27 protein-coding genes and 2 pseudogenes are annotated in these 24026 nt (G+C 64.6%); 15 read left to right on the top strand and 14 right to left on the bottom strand.

What is annotated here, in order from left to right; all coding sequences use genetic code 11:
* From AC0KTM_RS29700 to AC0KTM_RS29690, 3 genes are all read right to left on the bottom strand, one after another.
* On the bottom strand, positions 1-318 hold a 318-nt coding region (locus AC0KTM_RS29700; protein ID WP_472417598.1), incomplete at its 3' end, for a hypothetical protein.
* Complete coding sequence (locus AC0KTM_RS29695; RefSeq protein ID WP_007172450.1) at positions 315-1151, bottom strand: RNA polymerase sigma factor; 837 nt, start codon at positions 1149-1151, stop codon at positions 315-317. The genes AC0KTM_RS29695 and AC0KTM_RS29700, both read right to left, overlap by 4 nt.
* Before the next feature lie 233 nt (positions 1152-1384).
* Positions 1385-2422, bottom strand: coding sequence for a hypothetical protein (locus AC0KTM_RS29690; RefSeq protein ID WP_040624406.1), 1038 nt, complete (start codon positions 2420-2422; stop codon positions 1385-1387).
* 277 nt (positions 2423-2699) lie between these two features.
* On the opposite strand from AC0KTM_RS29690, the gene AC0KTM_RS29685 reads away from it, so the two are divergent.
* From AC0KTM_RS29685 to AC0KTM_RS29660, 6 genes are all read left to right on the top strand, one after another.
* Positions 2700-3506, top strand: a complete 807-nt coding sequence (locus tag AC0KTM_RS29685) for a ParA family protein (protein WP_136246180.1) — start codon at positions 2700-2702, stop codon at positions 3504-3506.
* Positions 3503-3901: a hypothetical protein gene (locus AC0KTM_RS29680; RefSeq protein WP_040624408.1), complete on the top strand. Its 399-nt coding sequence runs from the start codon at positions 3503-3505 to the stop codon at positions 3899-3901. The genes AC0KTM_RS29685 and AC0KTM_RS29680 overlap by 4 nt, the downstream gene beginning before the upstream one ends.
* 97 nt (positions 3902-3998) lie before the next feature.
* Complete coding sequence (locus AC0KTM_RS29675; RefSeq protein ID WP_225325856.1) at positions 3999-4289, top strand: hypothetical protein; 291 nt, start codon at positions 3999-4001, stop codon at positions 4287-4289.
* 181 nt (positions 4290-4470) lie between these two features.
* Positions 4471-5004 (top strand): hypothetical protein, encoded by a 534-nt coding sequence (locus AC0KTM_RS29670; protein WP_007172456.1) that lies wholly within the window; start codon positions 4471-4473, stop codon positions 5002-5004.
* A gap of 327 nt (positions 5005-5331) precedes the next feature.
* Positions 5332-5535, top strand: coding sequence for a hypothetical protein (locus AC0KTM_RS29665; RefSeq protein ID WP_007172458.1), 204 nt, complete (start codon positions 5332-5334; stop codon positions 5533-5535).
* A 285-nt stretch (positions 5536-5820) separates the two neighbouring features.
* The gene (locus tag AC0KTM_RS29660) at positions 5821-6972 is read left to right on the top strand and encodes a helix-turn-helix domain-containing protein (RefSeq protein WP_232527042.1); all 1152 of its coding nucleotides are present in this window, start codon (positions 5821-5823) and stop codon (positions 6970-6972) included.
* Here the strand turns inward: AC0KTM_RS29660 and AC0KTM_RS29655 are convergent.
* Positions 6969-7148 (bottom strand): hypothetical protein, encoded by a 180-nt coding sequence (locus AC0KTM_RS29655; RefSeq protein WP_136246184.1) that lies wholly within the window; start codon positions 7146-7148, stop codon positions 6969-6971. The genes AC0KTM_RS29660 and AC0KTM_RS29655 overlap by 4 nt on opposite strands.
* Before the next feature lie 477 nt (positions 7149-7625).
* Here AC0KTM_RS29655 and mobF point away from each other — a divergent pair, with 477 nt between their 5' ends.
* Positions 7626-10466 (top strand): MobF family relaxase, encoded by a 2841-nt coding sequence (gene mobF, locus AC0KTM_RS29650; protein ID WP_225325862.1) that lies wholly within the window; start codon positions 7626-7628, stop codon positions 10464-10466.
* A 267-nt stretch (positions 10467-10733) separates the two neighbouring features.
* Positions 10734-11651 carry a DMT family transporter gene (locus AC0KTM_RS29645; protein ID WP_007172430.1) on the top strand — a complete coding sequence of 306 codons (918 nt, stop codon included), beginning with the start codon at positions 10734-10736 and terminating at the stop codon, positions 11649-11651.
* A gap of 67 nt (positions 11652-11718) precedes the next feature.
* Here AC0KTM_RS29645 and AC0KTM_RS29640 read toward each other — a convergent pair whose 3' ends face one another.
* Positions 11719-14082: an MMPL family transporter gene (locus tag AC0KTM_RS29640; protein WP_472417597.1), complete on the bottom strand. Its 2364-nt coding sequence runs from the start codon at positions 14080-14082 to the stop codon at positions 11719-11721.
* A 360-nt stretch (positions 14083-14442) separates the two neighbouring features.
* Here AC0KTM_RS29640 and AC0KTM_RS29635 point away from each other — a divergent pair, with 360 nt between their 5' ends.
* Positions 14443-15681: a GNAT family N-acetyltransferase gene (locus AC0KTM_RS29635; RefSeq protein WP_040624418.1), complete on the top strand. Its 1239-nt coding sequence runs from the start codon at positions 14443-14445 to the stop codon at positions 15679-15681.
* Between the two features lie 64 nt (positions 15682-15745).
* Positions 15746-16558: a GAF and ANTAR domain-containing protein gene (locus AC0KTM_RS29630; protein ID WP_225325860.1), complete on the top strand. Its 813-nt coding sequence runs from the start codon at positions 15746-15748 to the stop codon at positions 16556-16558.
* Between the two features lie 70 nt (positions 16559-16628).
* Here the strand turns inward: AC0KTM_RS29630 and AC0KTM_RS29625 are convergent, their stop codons facing one another.
* From AC0KTM_RS29625 to AC0KTM_RS29615, 3 genes are all read right to left on the bottom strand, one after another.
* Entirely contained in the window at positions 16629-16880 is a 252-nt protein-coding gene (locus AC0KTM_RS29625) for a J domain-containing protein (protein ID WP_047324068.1), read from the bottom strand.
* 338 nt (positions 16881-17218) lie between these two features.
* Entirely contained in the window at positions 17219-17497 is a 279-nt protein-coding gene (locus AC0KTM_RS29620; protein WP_007172437.1) for a hypothetical protein, read from the bottom strand.
* A 45-nt stretch (positions 17498-17542) separates the two neighbouring features.
* Positions 17543-17965, bottom strand: coding sequence for an Hsp20/alpha crystallin family protein (locus tag AC0KTM_RS29615; protein ID WP_007172438.1), 423 nt, complete (start codon positions 17963-17965; stop codon positions 17543-17545).
* A 111-nt stretch (positions 17966-18076) separates the two neighbouring features.
* On the opposite strand from AC0KTM_RS29615, the gene AC0KTM_RS29610 reads away from it, so the two are divergent.
* Both AC0KTM_RS29610 and AC0KTM_RS29605 read left to right on the top strand, forming a co-directional pair.
* Positions 18077-18451 (top strand): MerR family transcriptional regulator, encoded by a 375-nt coding sequence (locus tag AC0KTM_RS29610; RefSeq protein WP_007172439.1) that lies wholly within the window; start codon positions 18077-18079, stop codon positions 18449-18451.
* A gap of 2 nt (positions 18452-18453) precedes the next feature.
* Positions 18454-18672 (top strand): hypothetical protein, encoded by a 219-nt coding sequence (locus AC0KTM_RS29605; protein ID WP_007172440.1) that lies wholly within the window; start codon positions 18454-18456, stop codon positions 18670-18672.
* 11 nt (positions 18673-18683) lie between these two features.
* On the opposite strand, the gene AC0KTM_RS29600 is transcribed toward AC0KTM_RS29605, so the two are convergent.
* The 3 genes from AC0KTM_RS29600 to AC0KTM_RS29590 form a co-directional block, all read right to left on the bottom strand.
* On the bottom strand, positions 18684-19019 hold the full coding sequence (locus AC0KTM_RS29600) for an ANTAR domain-containing protein (RefSeq protein WP_065517355.1): 336 nt from the start codon (positions 19017-19019) through the stop codon (positions 18684-18686).
* A gap of 77 nt (positions 19020-19096) precedes the next feature.
* Positions 19097-19534: an Hsp20/alpha crystallin family protein gene (locus AC0KTM_RS29595; protein WP_168710589.1), complete on the bottom strand. Its 438-nt coding sequence runs from the start codon at positions 19532-19534 to the stop codon at positions 19097-19099.
* 148 nt (positions 19535-19682) lie between these two features.
* Entirely contained in the window at positions 19683-19904 is a 222-nt protein-coding gene (locus AC0KTM_RS29590) for a hypothetical protein (RefSeq protein ID WP_472417596.1), read from the bottom strand.
* A 767-nt stretch (positions 19905-20671) separates the two neighbouring features.
* Between AC0KTM_RS29590 and AC0KTM_RS29585 the strand changes: the two genes are divergently transcribed.
* The 3 genes from AC0KTM_RS29585 (at position 20672) to AC0KTM_RS29575 (ending at position 22741) form a co-directional block, all read left to right on the top strand.
* Positions 20672-21148: a lipase chaperone gene (locus tag AC0KTM_RS29585; protein ID WP_007172444.1), complete on the top strand. Its 477-nt coding sequence runs from the start codon at positions 20672-20674 to the stop codon at positions 21146-21148.
* Positions 21149-21228: 80 nt separating this feature from the next.
* Positions 21229-21960 (top strand): GAF and ANTAR domain-containing protein, encoded by a 732-nt coding sequence (locus AC0KTM_RS29580; RefSeq protein ID WP_047324067.1) that lies wholly within the window; start codon positions 21229-21231, stop codon positions 21958-21960.
* Positions 21961-22156: 196 nt separating this feature from the next.
* Positions 22157-22741, top strand: coding sequence for a recombinase family protein (locus AC0KTM_RS29575; RefSeq protein WP_040624402.1), 585 nt, complete (start codon positions 22157-22159; stop codon positions 22739-22741).
* A gap of 401 nt (positions 22742-23142) precedes the next feature.
* On the opposite strand, the pseudogene AC0KTM_RS29570 reads toward AC0KTM_RS29575, so the two are convergent.
* The 3 genes and pseudogenes from AC0KTM_RS29570 to AC0KTM_RS29560 form a co-directional block, all read right to left on the bottom strand.
* A pseudogene (locus AC0KTM_RS29570) lies at positions 23143-23463 on the bottom strand (FHA domain-containing protein); the annotation flags it as partial.
* Between the two features lie 38 nt (positions 23464-23501).
* Positions 23502-23711 (bottom strand): hypothetical protein, encoded by a 210-nt coding sequence (locus AC0KTM_RS29565; protein ID WP_225325859.1) that lies wholly within the window; start codon positions 23709-23711, stop codon positions 23502-23504.
* 116 nt (positions 23712-23827) lie between these two features.
* Positions 23828-24026 (bottom strand): annotated as a pseudogene (locus tag AC0KTM_RS29560) (hypothetical protein); the annotation flags it as partial.

The raw sequence follows: 24026 nt of genomic DNA, 5'->3' as shown, positions 1-24026 counted from the left end.
CGCGGCGGTCGAGGCTTTGACGTAGCGGCCGGTGACGGCACTGCGGTGGTGGCCTTTGGCCATGGTGTTCTCCTTTTCTTGTTGATCGACCGGGTCGGTTGAACCGGACACCGGTCTTATAAATCTGGCGCGAGGGCTCATCCCTGAATCCATGGCCGTCAATGCGGAAGTTCGTTGTGCGCGCGCGGCCGCGCGCTCTGCTGCAGCCCGGACGATCGCCTCGGCCTTTTTCGTCGACACCCGTCGGCGCGCGGCCTTGGCCGAGCGGGTGCCCAACGATGACCGCTCGATGAGGCGATTGATGGATCTGTCGCTCATCCTGACCTCCTCTGACGACGCTGTGCGCGTTGGTAATCGAGCATGTTGCTGATTTGGCGGGCGTCGGTCATACCGAGCCGTTCGGCGATTTCGTCGTAGCTGTAGCCACCGATGTGCTTGAGCACCAGCGCTTCGCGGGCGCGCTCCGTGCTGACTTGGGCCAGGGCGTCGGCGACGTCCTGGCGGGCCACCACTTCGGCCTCAATTCCCCTGATCGGGTCGAACCACTCTTCGGCCATCTCGTCCGCCGGGATCTCGCGGTGCTCCTCGCCATTGATCTCGGCCCGCAGCGCCTTGTTGTAGACGTTGGCGAACCGATAGAGGCACTGGCCGATGAAGAACGTACCTAAGCTTGCACCCCGGCCGGCGTCCCAGCGGCCGGCGCGCAAGACGCGTTCCCGGAAGTAGTCCAGGGCCAGCACCACGGTATCGGTGGCGAGATCGACGCACAGTTCAGCATCGGGCCATCCGTCGCGCCGGCCAAGACCAAAGCCGGTCAGCGTTTTGACCCGCCCGTAGATCAGGCCGCGGCGGATCCAGCTCGATATCACGCCCATTCCGTAGCGGGCCATCTCGCGGGCGAATCGGTCCCAGGGGCGGCCAGCAAAGCCGTTTAATTGCAGTTCAAGCACGAGTTCTTCATCGGCTTCAAGGCGCCGCAGGTTTTCTTGCTCGACCGCGAGCTCCTTGTCTCCTAGCCACTGGCCAATGAGCTGGTCGTTCCCGCCGTCATAGCCGGGATAGTCCTCATCGCTCCTGGTTTCTGCCTGACCATCGGGTTGTACATGCGCGGGATCCACGCGGGAGCCGGGGGTCCGGTCCGGTCGATCCATGGGCTACATCTCCGGTGGGGCGAGCAAGAGACAGCCGAACGCTTTCGGTTGTCGCTTTCTCTTAAATCGCGGCGCGGCCCTGACCCCTGAAAATTCCCGGAAGAATTTTTCGACGTGCCTTCCAGCCGGTCTCACCACCCCGCGCCGCCGGCGAATCACCTTCTGGTCGGAGCAGCTGCCGTACCCAGTATCCAGCAGAAATGTATCGCGCGGCCACCATGGCGCGCCGGCGGTCACCAGCCGCCCAGCCACCCTCGTTCGGCCGCAGCCTGGCGCAGCTGGTGAACTTCGCGGTTGAGCGCGCGCTCGTCCCGGGCCTTTCCCGCGGCCAGGATGGTCTGGCCAAGTTCCACATCCAGTGCGGTGTCTCGCCAAATCGCGGCTACATCGACGCAGTTGGACCGTACTGCCGATCGCAGACGATCGCGCACCCGCAGACTGGGACCGTCCCCGAGTGCCAGGTCGGTGAACCAGAGCTCGTTGCGGACCTCCAGCATTTTGTCTTCTTCGACCGCGCCGATGAATTGCCGGCCCATGTCGATCACCATGAAGCCCATCTGCTTCGCCATGTAAAAGGTGGTGACGTGCGCCTTGCGGCACACCAGGATCGGGGCAACGGTGGCATCGGGGCGGGCCTGTTGCACCAGGACGCCTTTGGCCAACAACTGGTAGAGCTCCGGTGCCGAGGGATAAATCCACTGCCGAATATTTTTCACCTCGAATAGCAGGGTCACTGGATCACCGGGCACTCCGTCATCGCTGATCGGCACGGTGACTCCGGCGCTGTCGAGGGGTCCTGGCAACCTCAGCCCGAGCAACCGCGCGACCGCCCCGGCCCCTGGTTCGGTCGGCAGTACCGCTCCGGACTCCAAGATGCCCGCGCGCACCGCCGCCTCCCCCGCCGGTCCGATCAGACCTTTGGGATGGCGCTTGGTTCCCGACGCCCATCCCAGATACCGGCCGTAGAGCAGTCGCTTGCGTGCGGCGGCACGGTCGATCCGGTCGGCGCGGCCGGCGCGGTTGGTCGGCTGCAGCATCTCGATCTGAGCGCCGCCGCGGGTCTGGCCGGTTACCCATTCCATCTCGCCGCTCTGGACCAGGTCGCGCAGGGCGTTGGAAACGTGGTGTGGGTTGATGTTCTGCCCGGAACCCGACCAGTACCCCTCGGCTATACGGCTCTCCAGCTCGCGGCGCAGAGCCGCGTGCTGGGTGGCGATGATCTCGCGGATGCGTTCGGCGGCGCGAGCATCGTATTCCGCCGGCGAGACCACACTGGAAGTATCCGCGACCTGACCGGGAGTGGAACGGGATGAAAAGGCCTTCATACCATTCAGGGCCCAGATGCGCACTTCTACACGGCTTTGGGCGGCCGCGTTCCGTTTCACCGCATCTCAGACGCCGTATATAGAAGTTAATGGGGGGCCTGGGATTGTGCGAAACAGCGCTCCATGCATGTTTACTTACATGCAAGCATGGCAACTTGCATGTAAGTAAACATGAGAGAATGTCTGTAGTCATACATGTATGCAAAGCGGTATGCTTCCTGTCATGGATATTTCCGCAGATGAGCGGTGCGAAATCGTGGCAGTGGCGCTGCAGAAGGGGGGCGTGGGCAAGACCACCACGACGATTAACCTCGCGGCGAATCTTGCTGCGATGGGTCTTCGTGTTCTAGTGATCGACATGGATCAGCAAGCCCACAGCACCAAAGGGCTCGGCATCGAGCTGGGCGCCGACGATGCGTCTATGTACGAGGTGTTGCATCCGGACAGAACGATGCGCATTCCGCTGGCCAAGGTCATCCGGCCGAGCCAGTTCGGAATCGATGTCGCGCCCGGCCACCTCGCGCTCAAGGAGCTCGAGCGCACCGGCCTCGGATCCGGTGGCCAGCTGCGCCTAGCGCGCCAACTCGACGACATCGAGGGCTACGACTTCGTGCTCATGGACTGTCCACCGGCATTGGGCGAGTTAACGACCGCAGCGCTCGCCGCCGCGGATTACGTCTTAGCGGTACTCAAGGCCGGCCCCGATGAAGTCGACGGCCTGGTCGAACTGGGCAACTCGATCCTCGACGTCCAGGAGACCCTCAACCCGGACGTGCAAATCCGATATGTGCTGCTGGCCGACTTCGACGGCAATCCCAAGGCCAGCAAGGACGTGCGCAAGCAACTGCGCGCCGATTGGGGCGAGTGGGAGGCCGGCGGTGCATACCTCGGCGAAATTCCGCACACCGTACGAGTCGTGGAGGCCAAGGGCAAGCGCATGCCCGTCCACGTGCACGCCCCGACCAGCACGGCCGCAGTGGCATACCGAGAGGTCGCCGAACGCATCGCGGCCAGGCGGCAAGCAGCATGAACGCAGCGAAGCCCAGCGGTCTACAGGTCGGCTCGACCAGACCCTTGTCTCGCGCGGAGCGCCGGGCCGAGGCCGCACGAGTCAAAGCCGACGAAGCTCCCCCCGAACCGGCAACAGTCAGCCCACCGCCTCAGGACGATGACGTTCCGCCGGCGCCGGTGGTAACCCCCGACGAGCGAAACGAAGTCGCCGAGCCGCCGGTGCGGCTGAAAGCCCGACAGCGCAAGGCGAAAAACCCGTTCGCTACCCAACTGCACTCAGGGACGTTGGCCCGGCTCGAATGGATCAAGGCCCGCGGATACGCCATCACCGATACCGTCGACGAAGCCATCAACACCTATCTCGACAACGCGGGTATCCCCAGACCAGACCACAACGACCGCATGCCCAGTTGAGCTGACGTGCCATGTCCTTCCTCGCCGCCAATTGTGGCGAACGTGGTGGTGTCGGCGGTCAAGGCCACGCCGCTACGCGGTCGACGACGGTCGAGTCTTGACACCCAATACCACCACGCACAACAGCGGCCACTACGAGAAGGGCAGGCGCGAAGGCGCACAAATGTCAGGAGCGAGTCATACCGTGGACATCATGAACGCGAACACGCCGCCGGCCGCCAAGCCGCCGCAACCAGGTTCCGCCGAGCACTGGGCAGCATGGCTGGACAAATACGGCGACGACTACGCCACCGACGATGAACGTCGCGCCGCCTACCAGGACTTTAAGACCAATCTCGCCAGCTTGAAGACCGCCTTCGAGCCGCAACCCGCCGCCAGCGAGTCATAAAACCCTTCTCAATTCGTGTTGTACCGGGGTGACTGCACCCCTTGTCGCTAGCGTCCCTAATCATGCGGGTCGGCGGGGTCAACCTCTCCTACGGCGGCCGCGGGATGTGCTGCGGTTGCACCCCCGCCGTAATCCGTGCAGGCCGCAGCGCGGCGAAACTCTCCGGTGCCCGGAGCATGCCGTGACCGCTCGCCACGTCTACGTCGACGAGACCAAACACCGCGACTACCTGATGGTGGCCGCAGTCGTGTTGGGCGAGGACCTGACGTCGGCTCGTGGTGTCGTTCAGGATCTGCTCAAGCCGGGCCAGCAGCATCTCCATATGAAAGACGAGGCGGACGGTCGCAAAGAGACCATCGCCAAGACGCTCGCCGCGGCCGATCTTCGCGCGACGGTCTATGACGCGGGTCGACGACACCACACCCAGGTGCTCGCCCGGGCCGCGTGTCTATCCGCACTGGTTGATGATCTGGCCGCCAGCGATGTCGAAACCTTGATCGTCTTAGATCAGGACGAGACCCTCGTGCAATCCGATCGCCGGCTGCTCTACCACGCTGTGCGTGCCGCAGGCCGAGAGGCCACATTGCGCTATGAGCACCGGCGCGCGGCCGCAGAACGCCTACTCGGTATTCCAGATGCCTTCGCCTGGTGTTGGGCCAAGGGCGGGTATTGGCGATCCCACATCCGATCCGTGATAACGGTGCAGACGGTCTGAACCCACCCCAGATACGCGCGAAGCCCGAGCGCCGCGGTCGTCCGGCCGGGTCTCGGGCTCACTTCCTGCAGCTATTGCCGCAGACACGCCTATATTAGCCCACATCGCCCTATCGGGCCAGGCGTTGCCATAATCGCGTCATACTACCCGTCCCTGCTGGGAGGCGGGTTTTTATCGCCCGTTCTTGCTGCAGACTGGTTATCCGTACCGGCGCCTCAGCTCTTCACCCGCTGGTCGTGTTTCCGGCCGCGGTCTTGATCACGAAAACATCACGGGCGCACGGCGTGTCGGGCGATATCTATCAGATAGTCATGTGAGGGTTGGCGTATGGCGCAACCGCACAAGGGTCAACGAAAGCTCATCATGTGTCGCCCAGCTGAAGCGGTTTATGACGAGGCGAAAGCCGAGGCCGCTCAGCGAGGCATGAGCCTGTCGCAGCTCGTTGCTGATGTCCTGGCATATCGGTACGGCCGTGAGGACCTTGTCCGCGAACTCGACCAGAAGATGGAGGTTCTGCCGCTGGCGATCTGACAGCCCCGCCTCGGCGACCAATGCTTGGTTTCACTGCGGGACGCTGAGGCACACGTGACAGCTGAATAAACGGCGAAACCCCCGGCTGGCGGGCCGAGGGTTTCCGCTTCCCCGAAGGGACGTGTCTTGGTGGACTCGTCTCACGGTAGCGCATACCCCAAGCGGGTTCTAGAGGCGCACCGTGATGTTTCAGAAACCGATACATTTCTGCCCGCTTATCGCGGGTGTACACGCCTACAGCCGCGGCGCGGAGCGGCCCGCACGGGTCCGCGTGCGCACGCGTTGTTGGCGGCCAACTGCCGCACGATTGCGGCGGCCATTGTGCTCGAGCTCGGCGATGCCCCGTACGCGGGTGTGCCGTGCTGGGCTGGCGCGGATCGGTGGGCCCGGTGGACGGTTCCGGTGGCCTACGACTTGCGCTACGACGCCGACGTTCGCCCGCACATGGGGGCCAACCAGATCAGCCGGCGCGCGCTGCTGCGCATCGCCCAGGCCCGCGCACGTTATGCCGATTACACCACCGGCCGGGATTGCCGGCCCAGCAATGAGCGGCTGGCCACCGACACCGGTTACGACGTGCGCACCATCCAGCGCGCCAACACCGTGCTGCGGTTGCTGGGGGTGGCTACCGAGGTGCTGCGCGGTCGCCAACGCACCCGCGCCGAACGCCTGGCCTCCTGGCGGGTCGGTGACCGCGGCCGCGGCTGGGCCAGCGTGTGGGCGCTGCACGACCACCGGCTGCTCAACCGGGTTATCCACAAAGTCCAAACGGTGCTGTCACCCCATCCACGTAGTGGTCCCGTTAGGGATCAACACGTCCGTCAGGATGTGGTTACTACCGTCACCCGCCGCCGTTCCGGCGCCGGTAACCGCGGCGCGGTGCACCGCGCGGACCTTAACGGCGGGGGGGTGGCGCTGGCTAAAGCGTGGCGCGCTGATCCGCAGGCCCCCCCGTGGTGTCACCGGCATAGTCCCAGCGCCTGGGCAGCGATTCTGGCCGCTCCCGCCCGGCACGGGTGGACACCGCGCGATGTGAACCAACTCGTGCGCGACTGGCTTGGGGTAGGGCACTGGATTCCGGACGCCCCGCACAAGCCGATCGGACTGCTGGGCGCGATGCTGGCATGGCACGGGGCTGAGCACCTGGCCGCGCGTCCGGCCGCCCTCGATGAGGCGCGCGAGGCCAGCGAGCGCGCCGCCCACCAGGCCCATGTGGCAGCGCAGCGCGCCGCACATGTGGAGCACCTGCGCGCCCGCGCGGCGGGCCGGCGTGCTCTAGCGAGCACGGGGCACGCCGCGGCCCGCGTGATCGCGGCTGAGGCGGCCCGCCGCGCGGCGCGGCGCCGCACCCAGGCCGCGGCCGCCGATGCTGTCGCGCAGGCGGCCGCGGTGCGCGCGGTGCGGACGCACCAGACCCCGCCGGCCCCGCGGTGCTAGCCGAGTCCGTCGCCGCCCAAAACCGGCCACGCGCGCTGCTTGCAGCACACCACATCCAGGCGCGGCAACTGCGCGAGCGGGGGTCTGGTGCACCAGCCAGTCAAGGACCTCCTCACCGCACGATTGAGCGCGGCGCACGAGACGAGATAGATAGTCAACGTCGCCTCGATGCTCATCGGTTCTCTTTCGCTGCAGCGCCGCGTGGGTAGGCGGTAGGGGTATGGACAACCTCCATCATCGCTCCGCGGCGCTGGCCCAGCCCCGGCTTGCCACGATGGAGGTTTGTCTTGAGTGGGGGCCGGTAAGTGTCGCTTGCCGCGACGGGCCCAATAGCGCTTGGTAGCGGGCCTGGCGCAGCGGTGGAGTGTGGTGCTGTCGGCCGGTGCTTGCCCCAGCTGTCATGTCCCCTCAAACCCCGCCCTGCATCCCGGTTCCTTCCGCGGGTTTATCCGCCCTCGCCCAGGCCCACTCTTCTGATGCACAGGGGCGTCCCCTTCGCCCCTGCCGCTGGCCACCCCAGCAACTCTTTCCCTCAAACCCGCGTGTTACCTGGCACAATTGCACAATTGTGTGCAAGGCTGGGTGGGCCGTCCGCTGGGCTAATTACCCGACGTGCACGTGGTGGGCGGTCCAGCTCAAGGGTGGTGGCCAGGGTGTTGACGATTGCGAAGCTGTCGCGGTGGTCGGTGAACTATTACAACGACACCGCCCGGGCGGCCGGGCAGGCCGCCAAAGATTTGCAGTGTGCCAACGGCGGGTTGGGGGAGTATTACGGCGAACACGACACTCGTACCCCGGTGTGGGTGTGCGCCGGCGATGCCCACCGGGCCGCGGAATTAGTCGGGTTGAGCGACGCCGAGCGGGCCGGCGGGGACGCCGATCCGGGAGTGGTGGCGCGCTGGCTTGACGATGGGATCGCGCCCAACGGCGCGTGCGGGCGCGCCTTCGGTAAGGGCAGTGTGCATGGGTTTGATTTGACGTTTTGTGCGCCCAAGTCGGTGTCGTTGGTGCGGGCGTTGCGGGCCAATGAGGTGGCCGATAAGGCGGTGCTGGCCGCGCACACTACCGCCATCGCCGAGGCGCTGGAATACCTCGCGGTCCATGCCGGCTACACCCGAGTGCATAACCCGACCACGGGTGATAAAGACCTCGTTCGGTTGCCCGGTTTGGTCGCCGTGGCGTATCAGCATGAGACGTCGCGGGCGGGGGATCCGCACCTGCACACCCACGTGTTGGTGCCGAACCGACAGGCCCGTGCTGATGGGCGGTTGGTGTCGTTGGATGGCACGTCGTTGTTTCATGAAGCCAAGGCGGCGGGGGTGATTTATCAGGCGACGTTGCGTCGGGAGTTGCACCGTTCGTTGGGGGTGGAGTGGGCCGCGGTTGACCCGCGTACGGGTATGGCCGAGGTCGCCGGGATCGACCCGAACAGTGTTAGCGCGTGGTCGCAGCGGGCCTCGCAGTTACGCGAGTGGGCGGCCCACAACTTGGTGGTGGTCGGCTCGGGCGCGGGGCCGTCGGCGGCGCAGTTGGCGGCCGCGCAAAAGGCCACCCGGCCGGCCAAACCCGAACAACTCTCCTGGGTCCAACTGGTGGCGGAGTGGCGTGCGGATGCGCGCGGATTAAAGGTGGATCGGGCTGCGTTTCTGCAAGCGCGCCAGGCGCGGCGGGCTGCTGCGGCGGCGCCGTTTCATCGGGCGCGGTTGGCTGCGGCGGCGGCGAAGATTGAGAAGGCGGCGTTTACCCGGGCGGATCTGGTCGAGGTGATTGGTGCCCAGTTGCCGGTCGATATCGACGGGGAGACCCGAACCCCGCGCGAGCTGATCGAGGCCAGTGTTGACGCGGTGGGGATGCGGCTGACCGCACCCCGGGCCGCGCATCAGCGTGAGGGGCACGAGCGCTACACCCTGGATCGGATTCTGGCCGAAGAAGCCCTGCTGCTCGACGCGGTGGGGGCGCGTGAGGAGCGGTCGCAGTTGTTCGGGTTGCATGAGTTTGACCTGGAGGGCTTGTCGGGCGATCAACAGCGCGCGGTGCGCACGATTGCGTGGTTGCCGTGGCTGGTGTGCCCGCTGTCCGCGCCGGCGGGTGCGGGGAAAACCACCTCGATGCGCGCCCTGCGCGCCGCGGCGAACCATAGCGGCAAGCGGGTGCTGGTGGTGGCCCCGACGGGCAAAGCCGTCGATGTGGCGGTGCGTGAAGGCGCCGGGGACACCGGCGTGACGGTGGCCGCAGCGCTGCGTTCGCTGCGGGAGAACACGCTGACGTTGACTCCCCGCACGCTGGTGGTGGTGGACGAGGCGGGCATGGTGGGCACCGATGCGTTGCGCGAGCTGCTGGCCGCGGCCACCGCGGCCGGGGTCAAGACCGTGCTGGTCGGCGATGCCTACCAACTGGCCCCGGTGAAGGCCCGTGGGGGCATGTTCGCCCAACTCTGTACTGACCTGCCCTGGACCCAGACACTGTCGGAGGTGTGGCGGATGCGTGACCCGGATGAGCGGGCCGCTTCCCTGGCGTTGCGCGACGGCGGCCCGGCGCCCGTGCGCCGCGCGGTGGCATGGTATCGGGCTCAGGGGCGGCTGCACGCCGGGGACCCGATCGCGATGGCCGCCGACGCCCTGGCGGCCTACAAGACGGATATGGCCGCGGGCCGCGATGCGCTGCTGATCGCCGACACCACCGAAATGGTTGACGCACTCAACCGGCGCCTCCATGACGAACGCATCGACCCCCAGGCGCCCACCGTGGCTGCTGCACGCGGACAACGCCTCGCGGTCGGCGATGTCATCGTGAGTCGGCGTAATGAGCCAGCCATCCCGGTGTTCGAAGCCCGCCGGGCGGTGCCCGATCCGAGCGCGGATCCGGTGCGCAACGGGCAACGCTGGCAGGTCCTCGCCGTCGATCGCGAGCATGATCGCATCGCCGCGCGTCGGCTCGAGGATGGCGCGCGGGTGGTCTTGAGCGGGGACTATCTGCGCGAGCACGTCAGCTATGGGTATGCGGTCACCGTGCACGCCGCCCAAGGGGTCACCGCCGACACCGCGCATGCCGTGCTGGGCGAGTCCACCCGCCGCAACCTGCTTTATGTCGCCATGACCCGCGGCCGCGAGACCAACCACGCCTACCTCTATGAGCGGCTGGGCGGGGAAACCGAGCATGAACACCCCGAACCCCAGTCGGGGATGCATGTGGCGCGCCGCGGCACCGGCCATCAGGCCGCACAGCTGGTGCGCGGCATCATCGGCCACCGTAACGAGCAACCCCGCACCGCTCACGACGTCGCCGCCCAAACCGAGGACCATGCGCAGCTGCCCGCCCGGGTGCAGAGCCTGCTGGCTCGGCGTGCCGCGGGAGTGGCGCGCCGTCGTGCCGCCTACCAGCAGTGGCGCGACGACCGCCTCGACCGGCTGCTCGACCAGCAACAATGGATCGACCACCAGCGGCACCGCAGTCGCGGACGCGGCCAGAGTCGAGATTACGGATTGGAACTGTAGTGACCGTCGCCGGAACCCCTTCAGTCCCAGGGCCTTTGATGCCATAAGGTTCCGGGCAAATTGCGGATCCCTTCTCGGCCGCGCGGTTTCGGTTCACCGGGTGCAATCGTCGAGCTCGTCGACCGCGTATTGGTAGTAGTGCCTTGGGATTGGTCGCGGTGGGCTGCGCCGAGGGGTGCCCCGACGTGCACGGTTGCGAAGACGCGGTGTGGCTGCCACAAAGGGTATCGAGAAGAAGTTGATGACTTGCTTGATCCGTTTTGTTCGATGGAGAAATCGCATATGGTCAACATGCATATCGCGGGGTTCCTGGCGTTGAGTTCTGCGTTGTGCGGCGCGGTCGGGGACGTTCTTCAGCAACGCGCGACACACCGGGTCACTGACGACTCGGTCGGTCCCACCGGATTGATCGCCAAGCTGCTGTGTGATCAACGGTGGTGCTGGGGGTTACTGATCATGCTGGCGAGCGTCGGGTTGCAGGCGGCCGCGCTGGGCGAGGGTTCGGTGTTATTGGTGCAGCCATTGCTCATGTTCTCGCTGCTGTTTGCGCTGCCGATCAACGCGAGGTTGTCGCATCGCACAGTATCGGCGGGCGAGTGGCTGTGGGCTGGCCTACTCACTGTCGCGGTGATCGTGATCGTCACTGTCGGTGATCCGCAGGCCGGTCGATCGAGCGCATCGCTGCACGCCTGGGCCGGTGTGGCGATGGTGTTGGGTCCGCTATTGACCGGATGCGTTGCCGCAGGCCGTATCTGGGGTGGGGCGCTGGCCGCGGTGCTGTACGCGCTCGTGTCGGGTTCGCTGTGGGGTATCTTCGCGGTGCTGACCAAAGAGGTTGTCGGTCGGCTCAACGAAGGCGTCTGGACGGTGGTGTGGACGCCCGAGCTGTATGCCTTGCTGCTGGTCGCTCTGGGAGGTTTTGTCGGGGGGCAGTTGGCGTTTCGGGCGGGGCCGTTGACCGCGTCAATGCCGACCCTGCAGGTGTCGCAGCCGGTTGTCGCGGCGGTGGTGGGCGTCGCTGTCCTCGGCGAGACGCTGGACGCTGGTCCGGCGGGGCTGTTGGCCTTGGCGGCGGCCACGCTGGTGATGGTGACGGCGATCTTCAACCTCGCGCGTGTCGATGCGGTCGCGACGCAAAGCGAGGTGGAAGAGGACCGCCGTGTCCCGCTCGGCCAACCGGCGTAGCCGTTGACTCCCGCAGCCCGCAGCCCGGGCTCCGTCGGGATCCGGTGCCTGTGGCGGCTGGCTAGAGCTAGACGTCGTCGATCCGGTTGAGTTTGGGAGGCGCGCTGGCGCCGGCCTGGTCGGCCGTGGGCTCGGACGTGTCGGTGGCCCAGCGGCGGCGTCCCACCGCGACGGCAGCGGCTTCCCCGGTCGTCAACCGGTCGTGCAGCCAGGCCAAGGGTTTGGGCGCCCACCAACTCCATGGGCCAAGTAGGTGAATGAACGCTGGGACCAGGAACATTCGCACCAGGGTGGCGTCGGCTAGTACCGCAAGTGTCAGGCCAAGGCCCAGCATGCGCATGAACGAGACCTGGGCAGGAATCAGTGCCGCGAATGAAATCGACATCACCAGCGCAGCGGCGGTGACCACTCGGCCGATGCCCGCCAGGCCCAGTGCGGTGCTCTCATCGTTCGCGGCACGTGCCTCGGTGGGGCTCGGTGGTGCCTCAAGGGTGGTTTGAGAGGCCAACCAGTATTCGCGGATCCGTGAGACCAGGAATACTTCGTAATCCATGGCCAGGCCGAAGGCGATGCAGAACAACAACATCGGGATGTTGGCGTTCAACGTCCCGTTGGGGGTCGTTCCCAATGCCCGCAGGTGGCCGTCTTGGAAGATCCACACCATCGCGCCGAAGGCCGCCGTCAATGACAGCACGTTGCATACCAGCGCCTGCAGCGGCAGCACCACGCTGCCGGTGAGCAGGAATAGCAGCACGAAGGTGACCAGGGCGATCAGCCCCAGCGCGGTGGGCAGCCGTTTGGTGATCGCGTCAACGCTGTCGCGGTTGACCTGCGCCAGCCCACTCATGGCCACCGGCCGCCCTGCCGGTGTGGCGACCTGATGCAGCCGGTTGAGCTGGGCGGCCGAGGCTTGCGAATACAGCGGCACGGTGCTGGTCACGGTCAAAAAGGCGGCGCCGTCGGCGATGCCGGTGGGCGCGGCCGGCGGGCTCACCCGGTGCCCGGCCACGAATGTCCCGGTCGGCGCGGTGACTGCCGACACATCGGGAACCTGTGACAGGGCAGCGGCGTAGTGCTCCAGGTCAAGGAGGCTGACACCGCGTGTGTCCGGGACGACGACGGACACCGCCATCCCCAAGTCGTCGGTGAACTGGTTGTCCAACAGGTCGGCGACTTGGCGTGCCGACGCCGATCGCGGCAACACCCGTTCGTCGGGGAAACCCCAATGCACCCCCAGAAAGGGGACCCCGATCAGCAACAACAGCACGACGACGCTCGACCCGACAGCAACAGCATGACGCAGGACAAACCGCGTCGACCGGTACCAGAACATCGAGTGGGCCGGCTTGTGCGCGTCGTCGTGCCTCCACGTGGACGCCAGCAGCCGGTGCGCCAGCGGGCGCACGTCGAGGGCGTCTAGTCGCGGGCCCAGTAGCGCGATCGCCGCCGGCGTCACCACTACGGCAGCGACGGCCACGATGACGGCGGTGGCGACCACGGTGTAGGCCGACGACTTCAGGAAGTACATCGGAAACACCGCCAACACCGTCATCGACAAGCCGACGGTGGTGGCAGAGAACAGCACGGTGCGGCCCGCGGTGGCCATGGTGCGGAACAGTGCTTGGCTGGGATCGCCGCCGCATTCGGCGAGTTCTTCGCGGTAGCGGCTGATGATCAACAGGTTGTAATCGATCGCCAGGGCCAGGCCCATGGCGATGCTCAGATCCAGCGCGTACGTCGAGACGTCGGTGGTGAAGCTGATCAGCCGCAACACTGATAAGGTGCCGACGATCGTCAGTGCGCCCAAGATGATCGGCAGCGCTGCCGCTACCAGTCCGCCGAATACCCAGACCAAAACGGCGAAGCTTAGGGGAATGGCGAGGGCTTCCATGAGTATCAGGTCGCGCTGATTCTGTTCGTTGATCTGGTTGTAGGCCACGGCCATGCCGCCGGCGCGGACGGTGACGCCGTCGCGGTCGTGCACCAGTTCGCGGGCCAGCACGTTGGCGTACTTTTGCGCGTTGTTCTCCCCGCCTTTGAGGTTGGCCACGATCATCCCGGACTTGGTGTCCTTGCTAACGAGTGGAGCCGCAATCTGCGGCGGTGACGTCCAGGCCGAGGACACATTGAAGACCCACGGTGACTGTTGGAGTCGATCGACGATGTCGGTGCCGACTCGGCGCGCCGGAGCGCTGCGGGCGCCGGCGGGCGCGGTCACCACGATCAGCATCTTCTGATCAGTCTGAGCGAACTTGTCTCGGAGGATGTCGGTCGCCTTGGACGACTCCGAGGTCGGGTCTTGAAAGCCGCCAGCCGAGAGGCTGTTGATCACCGGGATGCCGAAGATCGCGGCCCCCATCAAGATCACCGCGGCGGCCGCGATGACACGTCGCGGTGCGGCAAGGGCGATGTGGGTAATTGCGCGCAGCATCCGGTTCCTCCGCTGAATCTCACTTCCCTGCTACCGCCGTAGCGGCCAGCCGCGATCCCGAAGACCACTGTGCTGCTAGCCTCAACACAAGCAGCGTCGCTTTGCCACCACCTTCGGAGCAGTTATACATCGTTGATCTCCCCGTCGTCTGAGACGCCGGGCTCTTACGCCGCAGTCGCACACCACATCTGGCCCAAATACCACTCTCGCCGAACATCACCAACGCGGGTCACCACCATCCGCGAGTGCGGCCCAATGTTCCGCGGGTCCCGAGTTCGTGCGTCGGCACCAAACAAACACGTCGCATCTAGGGGATCGATCGCTCGCGCAATGCGAGCGAAAAAATGAATGAAGGAACGATTGAATACACCGGACGATTCCATCAAAATACGATTTGCTACCGAAGAGGACTTGCAGACCGTCTACGAGAATCAGGCTCGCGCATACGGAATCTCAGTGGCGCCCGGGGACGTGGAAGGTTGGAAACGCAAGGTCGAGCTCGAGGACATCTTGGTGGCCGAGGATGTCTCAGATCCGCGGCGACCATTCCTGGTCGCGACTTCCCTCTGCTATAAACTGCGACTGACCGTGCCGGGCGGCACCAGTCTCCGAGCCGCATGGCTGGCCATGGTTACCGTCGCGGCCACCCATGAGGGCAGGGGAATCTGGCAGCAGATCAGCATCCAGGGCTTCGGAATACTTCAGGATCGAGGTTACCCATTTATTTGCGGTGTTCCCACCCAGCCAACGGTTTACGACATCTTGGGCGCCGGGGTGGCGAGCTATCACCGTACCTACAACATCGACCGGCGTTTCGCGAAACTGCGAGGTGAGCCGCTCCGAAAGCGCGCGCGCGAACTCAACGCTGCCGAGGCGCGATCCGAGGTCCCCCCTATCTATGAGCGCTGGTGCGGCATAACTCATGGTTCGCTGGCCCGGGACAGCGCTTGGTGGGATGACTATCTGGAAGACCGAGTGACCCAGCGGGACAACGGGTCCGAGCTGAACTTCATCATTCATCCAGACGGTTTCCTCACCTACCGAGTGATGGGAGGCAAACCACATGCGTTTCGCCCCCCTTTTGGCACCCTGGTTGTCCAGGATTTCTGCGCGATCACAGACGAAGCGCACACCGAGCTGCTCGCGACATTGCTGAGCCTGGAGTCCTTCAACGACATAGAGATTGAGCTGCCCGTCGATGATCCGCTTCCCCTCAAACTCAGGGATCCCCGGCCTGCCCAAACTGCGGGCATCAGCGATTTCCTTTGGCTGCGCATCATGAACGTGCCCGACGTGCTTGGCAAGCGGATCTATTCTGCTGACGTCGAGGTCGTCCTGGAAGTCACCGATCCGCTGGTCGTCGCTGGAGGCCGATACCTGCTCCAAACACGCGACGGCATCGGAACATGCACGCCCCATGACGGGCGACCAGACATCAGAATCGGCCTGGCCGAACTCGGAACGGTCTACATGGGCGCGCATTCCGTGTCAGAACTCCACGCAGCCGACCGCATCACGGAACTACGCAGCGGCGCGCTGGTCAATCTGGAAGCCGCCTTTAGCACCCAACGCGCACCTTATTCCGGCACGCTCTTTTAACCAGTGTTCCAGCACGTGGCCGACAAGGCCTCCGAGTTACCAGGTAGCGGCACGCTTCCAGCGCGTGCTGATCATTAGAATCAGCCGCACCAGTGCTCGTCGTGACCTGGTGGAGTGGAACCAGGGAACAATGACGGCTGCGGAACGACCAGATCCCTTGTTGCGCCTGGATGCCACAGCAGAGGCGATCGCGGGCCTGCGCGATGTTTTTGCCGCCGAGGAGCCGTTAAGCGATGTCTTGGTGCGGGTTGCTCAGACCGCCGTGAGGGCGATTCCGGACGCCGATGCTGTCAGTATCACCGTGATCAGCGGCAACGCCGGCAGCACTCCAGCGAGCACCGATGAACGGCTCATCGCCTTGGATCGCCTGCAGCTGGAGTCCGGGCAAGGGCCCTGCATGCAGGCGGCTCAGGAGCGTAGACCAGTGCGTGTGGAGATTGCTGCCGCGGACGGGAATCGATGGCCCGAATTCGGCGAAAATGCCAAAAAGCTTGGCGTTCGGGCCTGCTTGTCAGCGCCGTTGCTCGTCGATGACGGCGAACCCGAACTTGTTGGCTCACTTAATGTTTACAGCTACACCGCATCGGCGTTTGACCCATTCGACGAGGGCCTGATCCGGCTGTATACGGTCACGGCCGGCCAAGCGATCACCAACGCCCGCCGGTGGCAGAAGACCCGCGATACCGTGAGTAGTCTGGAACGCGCGCTGACCTCGCGGGCCGAAATCGATCAAGCAAAAGGTGCGTTGATGGCTATCCATGGCTGCACCGCTGACGCGGCGTTTGAGAGGCTCGTCAGCACATCGCAGAAGCAGCACGTCAAATTGCACGAGGTCGCTCGCCAGGTGCTTACATCGATTCGCCGACCCGAGAAGTAGCTAGCAAGCCGTTCAAGGGGTCGTGGACCGGTTGATGCCAGTACTGGGACAGGGATACACGTGGATGTCATCACATCCATCGTCGTCGCGGCCATTGCTCGTGTGAATGCTCGACATCTACTAGGTGACTGGCCGCGAGCGCGGTCATCGAATTATCGATGTTCTGGCCGTAGATGGCTCGGCGGTGCGGGTCACGCAGCAGCGTGTATGCGGCTAGGACCTGCTGCAACCGGGTTTGTGTGTCCGTGATTTCAGCCGGAGTGGCGGCAGGTGTTACGCCGAGCGCGGCGTAAAGATCGTGGGGATGGGGGCCTTGGTTCATGTCTGGCCTTGTGTCGAAGGTGTGGACAGTCCGGCTAGAAGGGGGGTCGATCTTGGCTTGGGGACCGCCAACGCCCACCCCAAGCGCATTAGCTAATTCGGGCGGGGTAGGCGAGGCCCGCCGCCCCCGAAGGGAGGAGGGACGGCGGGCCACGTCGTATTGTGCGGTATTCACGCATCGCCCAGTGCTGCTCGGTGTGCCACGTCGGTGGCGGTGCGCGCGCAGGTCAGCGCCTGCGTCGTGCGCGTGGTGAGGTCGCTGTGGACGGCACGCGAATCACTGCCGGTGGGTGTTGGTCATTAGTCAGGGCATCACCTCCCGTTCACAAGGGCCGGCGGCTAGGGACTGGTTGTGCGCGTCGGAGGAGACCGCTGGGTGGGCCACACTCGATTCTGCCGCCGCCGGGTGGACCCCTGGCTGCTGTCACTAGGTGGCCGGGAGGGTCGGTCGAGGGTGGTGGTGACAGCGGCGACTTGGGTAGGCCGTGGCCGGGCGGCGGGCGCCTCGGCGACTTGGGGCTCGCTCAACGCTGTGTCGAGTTGCAGGCGCATCCACTCGGCGCGCACGATCCTCTCGGCTTCGTCGAGCACTGTGTCAGTGAGCGTGTCGATAGCCATCTTTGTCACCCCCTTCGCTTGGCGCGCCGGTGGCCGGAGTTGTCCTTAGGCGTTGATCGCCGTTTTTTGGCCGTCGTGATTGATCTCGATACGCCGCGGCTTGGCCTTCTCGGCCACCGGGATCGTCAGCCGTAAGACCCCGTCGTGGTAGCTGGCCTCGATCTTGTCGGTGTCAAGGTTTTCACCGAGGAACAGTTGGCGGCTGAAAACGCCGCGCGGGCGTTCGGCGGACAGCATTTCCCGGTTTTGGTCCAGGCCGGGGCGCTCGGCACGCACGGTGAGCATGTTGCGCTCCACGTCGAGATTGAGTGAATCCGCTTGCACGCCAGGCAGATCGAATTCGATGATGAAATGCTCGCCGTCTCGCCAGGCGTCCATCGGCATCACCGCTGGACGGGCGGCTGTGCCGAAGACCTGTTGGGTCCAGCGGTCGAGGTCACGGAACGGATCTGTACGCATCAGCGCCATGATTTCACCTCCCAAATCAAGGGGCAGATCTATGTCTACAGGTATAAGTTTTTGATAGCACTACGTGTATACTTCCGCAAGTAGCCGGTACAAGTTTCCGAGGGGGAAGCCGTGGCCGATGACCCGACAGCCCGGTCGGCGCGCGGTCTCTACGGGATCTCGGTAACCTCCGAGTTGTCCGGGATCGCTCCGCAGACGCTGCGGCTCTATGAGCGCCGTGGACTGCTGGCCCCCTCACGCACCGACGGGGGAACACGCCGCTACAGCGACGAGGACCTTCAGCGCCTGCAGCGCATCACCGAACTGGTCGACCAAGGCGTCAACCTGGCCGGCGTTGCCCGAATCCTGGACCTAGAAACTAAAAATGACCAGCTGCAATCCGACTACACCCAGCTAGAGCTGCGCAATGCCCAACGTAAGGTCAGCCGCAAACCGGCGGCCGGTCGCAGTCTGGGCGGGAAACGAGGAAGGAAGGGGTCGTCCTGATCATGAAGTACACCGAGAACATTGTTCTGCCCGACGACGCGTCCGAGGCAGACGCGATCGATCAGGCGCGGGTGATCGATGTTGACGATGACACCGGACTCGACCCGACCCAGCTCGATGCGCTTGGTGATCGGGACGTCAGCGAAACCGACGTGATCGACCAGGCCACTATCGTGCCCGCCCCGAGGGAAATGATCGAAACGCGAAGCAGCATCCGCTGACCTGCAATAGGTTAGGCGTTCTCGGCGGGAAGGTCGTGCAGATCGTGCAGCCGCGGCGCCGGGGCGCTATCGCGTTCGCTGACAGTGAACAAGTTTCCCCAGGTGGCAAGTGCGACAGCGGCGGCAGCATGGTCGAGGTCCTCGGACAGTTGGTCTTCGGCGATGGCGACCAGCGCGTCGGCCAGGTTGACCGGGTTGACGTCGTGTCGCTTTGCGGTCTGCATCAGTTCGACGAATGCTTGGTCGACGCGGTAGCGCCGCAGGGTGACCAGGACTCCTTCGGCGGTATCGAGAATCCGCGCACCGGTGCGGCGCGAGTCGCGCGGCCGACGAGGATACTCAGTCATGGCTGATCACCTCCTTTTCCACAGCAACAACCGGGCAGGTGGGTGGTGTCTGGCCGGTGACACCACCCACCGACGGCTCAGGCGATGGCCTTTTGTTCACGGCCGGTCGTAATCGCGACCTTGCGCGGCTTGGCCGCCTCGACCACCGGAACCGTCAGCCGCAACACCCCATCGGTATAGCTGGCGCCGATGTGGTCGGTATCGAGCTGATCACCCAACAACAGCTGCCGGCTGAACACCCCGTGCGGGCGCTCGGCGGCCACCCAGTCATGGCCCTCATCGCCCACATACGGGCGCTCGGCGCGCACCGTCAGCGCGCCCTGGTCGGCTGTCACCTCGATCGAGTCGGGATCGACACCTGGCACGTCGAGCTCCACGACGAACGTGTCGCCGTCACGCCAGACATCCATCGGCATCACCGCCGGACGCGCGGCGGTACCCACAGGGTTCCCCCACGGTTGGGTGAGTCGGTAAAGATCACGAAAGAGCGGCTCGAACCCCAACATTGTCATCACCTCCTGCTACCTATTATCTACATCTTCCAATGCATATAATTGCTGGCTCCGAGGACATATTCCTGAGGTTTCCCGCTAGACGCATGTTCTGCCTGACAACGCCACTGCCTGACACGGGGATGCCCTGGCCGTGTCGGCTACCTGGGGGTCACCGGTGAGCAGCTCGTGATAACAACTTCAATAATGTGTTTCGCTGCTTGGCCAGTGCGCGGTGTTGGTGGGCCGACCAGTCTTGCACGGGTGGCAGCGTTAGCTGCAGAGTCAGGGCGGTGTGGCGCAGGGCGGGGTCGGAGGTGCTGTGGGCGATATCGGCCAGAATCTTGTGAATCCTGCGGTCGATAGGGTGCACCGCATCCTGATCATCACCCATCGGCGCAATCTACCCCCGAGGAAGGGGGTTGGGCAGGCCACCGGCTGCTTCGCTGTGGTTTAGCACTGCTCATCTGTGTGTGAACCAAGTGGCGGGCTTGAGGGGCGGCCAAATAGAGCATCAAGCAGCAGTCCGTAGCCGTTTTGCCGCAAACTGATCCGCAGCACAGGATGAGGGGTGTTAGAGGAAAGCCAGCGCTTAAGTGCCTCGTGTTGGTGTCGAGCTGATGCGGAACTGATCCCCAGCATCCGCATCAATGCCGGCATGGTCGACGGACCAGGATGCGATGTCACCGGGCTAGTCGCGGTGTCCGGGGATGCCGCGCACCCCGGTGGGTGCGGGCCGCCCGCGGGGCTGCGCGGGTCCCGGTTATCACGCCGCATGAACTCATGTGGTCGCTTCATCGCGTCACCTCACCTGAGAGCTTGTAGCAAACGGTTTGCCGAATTCGGTTCAGCTGCTTGTCCACGCTTATTTAGATGTCCTAGGTTTTATGGAAACCAACGCGTGAGCACATCGTCGTAATCCCGCTCAGGATCCACCGCGGGCAAGCAGCGATCGCCCGTTGGGCCTCACCCACCGGCTTTGTTTAACGTTGGCGGAAGCCAAGGCGCACAGGGCTAACGGCTATGCTGCTATTGGCCGGGGACGGCGGAAGTTCCGAACCGGCGATGATGGTCGTACTAAACGCTCGCTCGGTTCTTGGGTTGCCCCGTCCAGTCAGCATCTTGCAGTTCAATGGGCACCGGTGAGAGAGGGGGGCACCCATGAGCGGCAGGGACGCGGTCGAGAACGGACAGGCTGCGGTGGCAGAAACCGACGGGTTAAATCTGGTGTCGCAGCCGCTAGGGTATGCGGTCACCGGCCACACCGATGTCGGCCAGGGCACCGACGATCCCACTGCTCGCCAATTCACCGTCCACCGCATCGACCACCCGGTCGCCCAGGGCGCCAGCTTCGATACCGCCGACGCGGTCCGTGCCCATCTTGACGAGTTGGCAAAGCTGCCCCGCTGGCGCCTGGATCTCGATGACGAGTCGATCCGGTTCGACACCACCACGCTCACGGTCACCGACAAACGAACCGGGGAAAGCTTTTGCCTCAAAGCATGGAAATCGTTTGGGATCGCCGGCGTCATTCTTGGAGATCAAACGCCCTGCGCACCCGTGGGCGTGCGCCACATCTCGGTAGTTGCTGAACGACCTCCCACGATCGGACATTGGTACAACTCAGACGACGGCTAAGCCGCACGTCATCCCACCGCCACGGAACGGGGCGCCCGGCGCGCTGTGCCTTTCTTTTACTAGGGATCCGCGTTGTCAAGATGGCTGGAAAGAACGGTGACCCCCTGACGACACCTAAAGACGACGCCGCAGCGAAGAACATCCGGGCGGCGATGGCCGAATTGGCCACCAACTTCGCCACTCACACTGACCTCATCCCAATCCTCGAAGCCGTAACGGCCCAGGCAGTACAGCTGATCAGCGCGGTCGACATCGCCGGCATCCTGCTCATCGACGGCGAAAGACACCAGGCGCTGGCTTCCACTGCGCCGCTGGCTGCCGAACTCGGCATCGCTCAGCTCGACCTTCGGGAAGGTCCGTGTTTGGACGCGATCTCCAATCAGCCGCTCGTGCACTGCGCCGATTTTGCCCGCGACTCCCGCTGGTCACGGTTCGCCGCGGCCGCGCTGACCGCCGATATTCACAGCATGATGTCGTTCCACCTCTACTCCCATCCCAAGACGCACGGCGAGCTCGGCGGCCGCGGCGCGCTGAACCTGTTTAGCCGCAAGGCAAACTCTTTCACTCTGGCTGACCAAGCCGTCGGTGCAATGCTGGCCACCCACGCCGCAACCGCCCTTATCGCCGCCAACAAGCAAATCCAGTTCGACTCTGCCCTGGCGAGCCGCGACGTCCTCGGCCAAGCCAAAGGAATCTTGATGGAACGCTTCAAAGTAGATGCCGTGCGAGCGTTTGAAATGATGGCCAAGCTGTCTCAGGACACCAACACCCCCGTACGCGTCATCGCCCAGCGCATCGTAGAGACCATCTGAACCGGCGATGCTGGTCCGGTCAGGCGCATGTGCTGTGTAATGGACCCTGCCGTCTCGTAACTAAAGAAACGAGACCGGCGATCAGCGCCCGCTCCTCGGGGTATCCGCCCAGGTTGCGCTGTCTCATTTCCTGTCTCATACCGCGTGTCTCGAATCCCTACTGTCGGTGAGCAATGAGACAGTCATCGCTATGACTATGACGACAATCCTCGGTTACGCACGAGTCAGCACCACCGGCCAAGACCTCGACGCACAGCTCTCAGCGCTGACCGCGACCGGCGTCGACGCCGGTCGCGTGTTCACTGACACGCTTTCCGGTTCGGCTAAGACCGCCCGCCCGGGCCTGGCGGCGATGCTGGATTATGCCCGCACCGATGACATCGTCGTGGTCACCGCGATCGACCGCCTCGGCCGCTCCGTCGCCGAAGTCACCCGCACCATCGCCGAACTTAGTGAGCGTCGAATCACGTTGCGCGCCTTACGCGAAGGGATAGATACCGCCACCTCGACCGGCCGCGCGGTAGCAGCGATCATGGCCACCCTCGCCGAACTCGAGCTCGAGCTCGGGCGGGAGCGCCGCGCCGCAGCTCGCGAATCTCGACGCCGCCGCCAACTGCCGGCGACCAAGCCACACAAACTGTCCCTGGCCCGCCAAGACCAGCTCCGTAGGCTTGCGGCGACCGGTGAACCGGTCTGCGAGCTTGCCGAAGCATTCGGCATCGGACGCGCTACCGCGTATCGCTATCTTGCTGGCGCGAACGTCGGACCCGCTGACTCTTAATCAGCGGGTCCAGCGCTTAAGCCGCTGGCCCCCGAACCGTTCGGTTTCGGTTAATGGTTGGGGTGAGCTAGAACCTGGCTACCCTGGCGGCACCTCTCGGTTGCTGGATTCAGCCTGGCACTGCAGTTGCGGCGACGTTCGTCAGGAACCCCGAGCCAACAGATGCAGATGCAGTTAGTACCGCACATTTCGTGTAGTCACCGTTCATACGCATCGCCTCCTTTCGCTTGCCGCCTCGAAATCGAGACCACAGACCTGGAATGGCGTAGAGCAGTACGGCCGCCACAACGATGGGCAGTGCCAGAACCTGGTTTACCAGGCTCAATCCAGCACTGAGCAGTCTACCTGGCCTATCGCCGCCGGGGCGTTTCTGCCGCCAAGGTAGCGGGGCCCGCGCAGTGTCAGGCCGTGTTGCGGGTAGTCAGGAACATCAGACGGAACTTGCCCATCTGGATCTCGTCACCGTTGGCTAGCACCGCCGAGTCGACCAATTCACGGTTGACATAGGTGCCGTCGGGGCTGTCGATGTCGACAACCTGGAATTGTCCGTTCTCCCGCCGAAACTCGGCGTGGTGCGGGCTGACGGTGATGTCGTCGAGGACAATGTCATTGTCGGCGTGCCGGCCGGCGGATGTGACGGGCCGATCCAGCAGGAACCGGGACCCGGCGTTGGGGCCGCGCTTCACGACCAGCAGGGCCGCGCCGGTCGGCAGTCCTTCGACTCTCCAGTCGATGTTGCTCACGGTCCGGACGACCTGGCTTAGTTCCCTCGGCGTAGCGCTTCAAGTTCGTCGAGCAGCGCGTTGTAGCGCTCCATCGACATCACCACGGCGGCCGGCTTGGCGTCGGCGTCGGTCAGCACAACATTGCCGGCAACACTTTGCCGGATGAGGTGGGCGTGCAACTCGCGGACCGGGATCAGGTCACTCGGTACGCCTTGGGCGCCGCCCAGGGCTTCAACAGTGGTCATCTTCATCTTCGGTAAGGCTCCTTATCTGAAATCAATTTTAGCGGCTGCGAGTCGCGGAATCCCTTGGTGCGCAGTACAAAATGACTCGCACCAAGGGATTGCTCGCTGCACCGAGGTCAGCCGCGCTCGGTTGTGGTTGTGTTCGGATGGCGGGCGGCCGTGGAGCCCTTGACGTAGCGGCCGGTGACGGCACTGCGATGGTGGGTTCCGCTGCCGGTGTTGCGGCCGCTGCCGGCTTCGGTGACTGTCGTGCGCGGGTTGCGCGCGGCGGTCGAGGCTTTGACGTAGCGGCCGGTGACGGCACTGCGGTGGTGG

Source organism: Mycobacterium sp. NTMscope_Eco_3, assembly GCF_976985685.1.
This window is presented reverse-complemented; position numbering and strand designations above follow the sequence as displayed.

Coding starts and splice junctions, on each gene's coding strand:
- AC0KTM_RS29695 (WP_007172450.1), bottom strand. CDS start 1,151: ATGGATCGACCGGACCGGACCCCCGGCTCCCGCGTGGATCCCGCGCAT.
- AC0KTM_RS29685 (WP_136246180.1), top strand. CDS start 2,700: ATGGATATTTCCGCAGATGAGCGGTGCGAAATCGTGGCAGTGGCGCTG.
- AC0KTM_RS29680 (WP_040624408.1), top strand. CDS start 3,503: ATGAACGCAGCGAAGCCCAGCGGTCTACAGGTCGGCTCGACCAGACCC.
- AC0KTM_RS29665 (WP_007172458.1), top strand. CDS start 5,332: ATGGCGCAACCGCACAAGGGTCAACGAAAGCTCATCATGTGTCGCCCA.
- AC0KTM_RS29655 (WP_136246184.1), bottom strand. CDS start 7,148: ATGAGCATCGAGGCGACGTTGACTATCTATCTCGTCTCGTGCGCCGCG.
- AC0KTM_RS29645 (WP_007172430.1), top strand. CDS start 10,734: ATGGAGAAATCGCATATGGTCAACATGCATATCGCGGGGTTCCTGGCG.
- AC0KTM_RS29640 (WP_472417597.1), bottom strand. CDS start 14,082: ATGCTGCGCGCAATTACCCACATCGCCCTTGCCGCACCGCGACGTGTC.
- AC0KTM_RS29625 (WP_047324068.1), bottom strand. CDS start 16,880: ATGAACCAAGGCCCCCATCCCCACGATCTTTACGCCGCGCTCGGCGTA.
- AC0KTM_RS29620 (WP_007172437.1), bottom strand. CDS start 17,497: ATGGCTATCGACACGCTCACTGACACAGTGCTCGACGAAGCCGAGAGG.
- AC0KTM_RS29615 (WP_007172438.1), bottom strand. CDS start 17,965: ATGGCGCTGATGCGTACAGATCCGTTCCGTGACCTCGACCGCTGGACC.
- AC0KTM_RS29605 (WP_007172440.1), top strand. CDS start 18,454: ATGAAGTACACCGAGAACATTGTTCTGCCCGACGACGCGTCCGAGGCA.
- AC0KTM_RS29600 (WP_065517355.1), bottom strand. CDS start 19,019: ATGACTGAGTATCCTCGTCGGCCGCGCGACTCGCGCCGCACCGGTGCG.
- AC0KTM_RS29590 (WP_472417596.1), bottom strand. CDS start 19,904: ATGGGTGATGATCAGGATGCGGTGCACCCTATCGACCGCAGGATTCAC.
- AC0KTM_RS29585 (WP_007172444.1), top strand. CDS start 20,672: ATGAGCGGCAGGGACGCGGTCGAGAACGGACAGGCTGCGGTGGCAGAA.
- AC0KTM_RS29580 (WP_047324067.1), top strand. CDS start 21,229: ATGGCTGGAAAGAACGGTGACCCCCTGACGACACCTAAAGACGACGCC.
- AC0KTM_RS29575 (WP_040624402.1), top strand. CDS start 22,157: ATGACGACAATCCTCGGTTACGCACGAGTCAGCACCACCGGCCAAGAC.
- AC0KTM_RS29565 (WP_225325859.1), bottom strand. CDS start 23,711: ATGACCACTGTTGAAGCCCTGGGCGGCGCCCAAGGCGTACCGAGTGAC.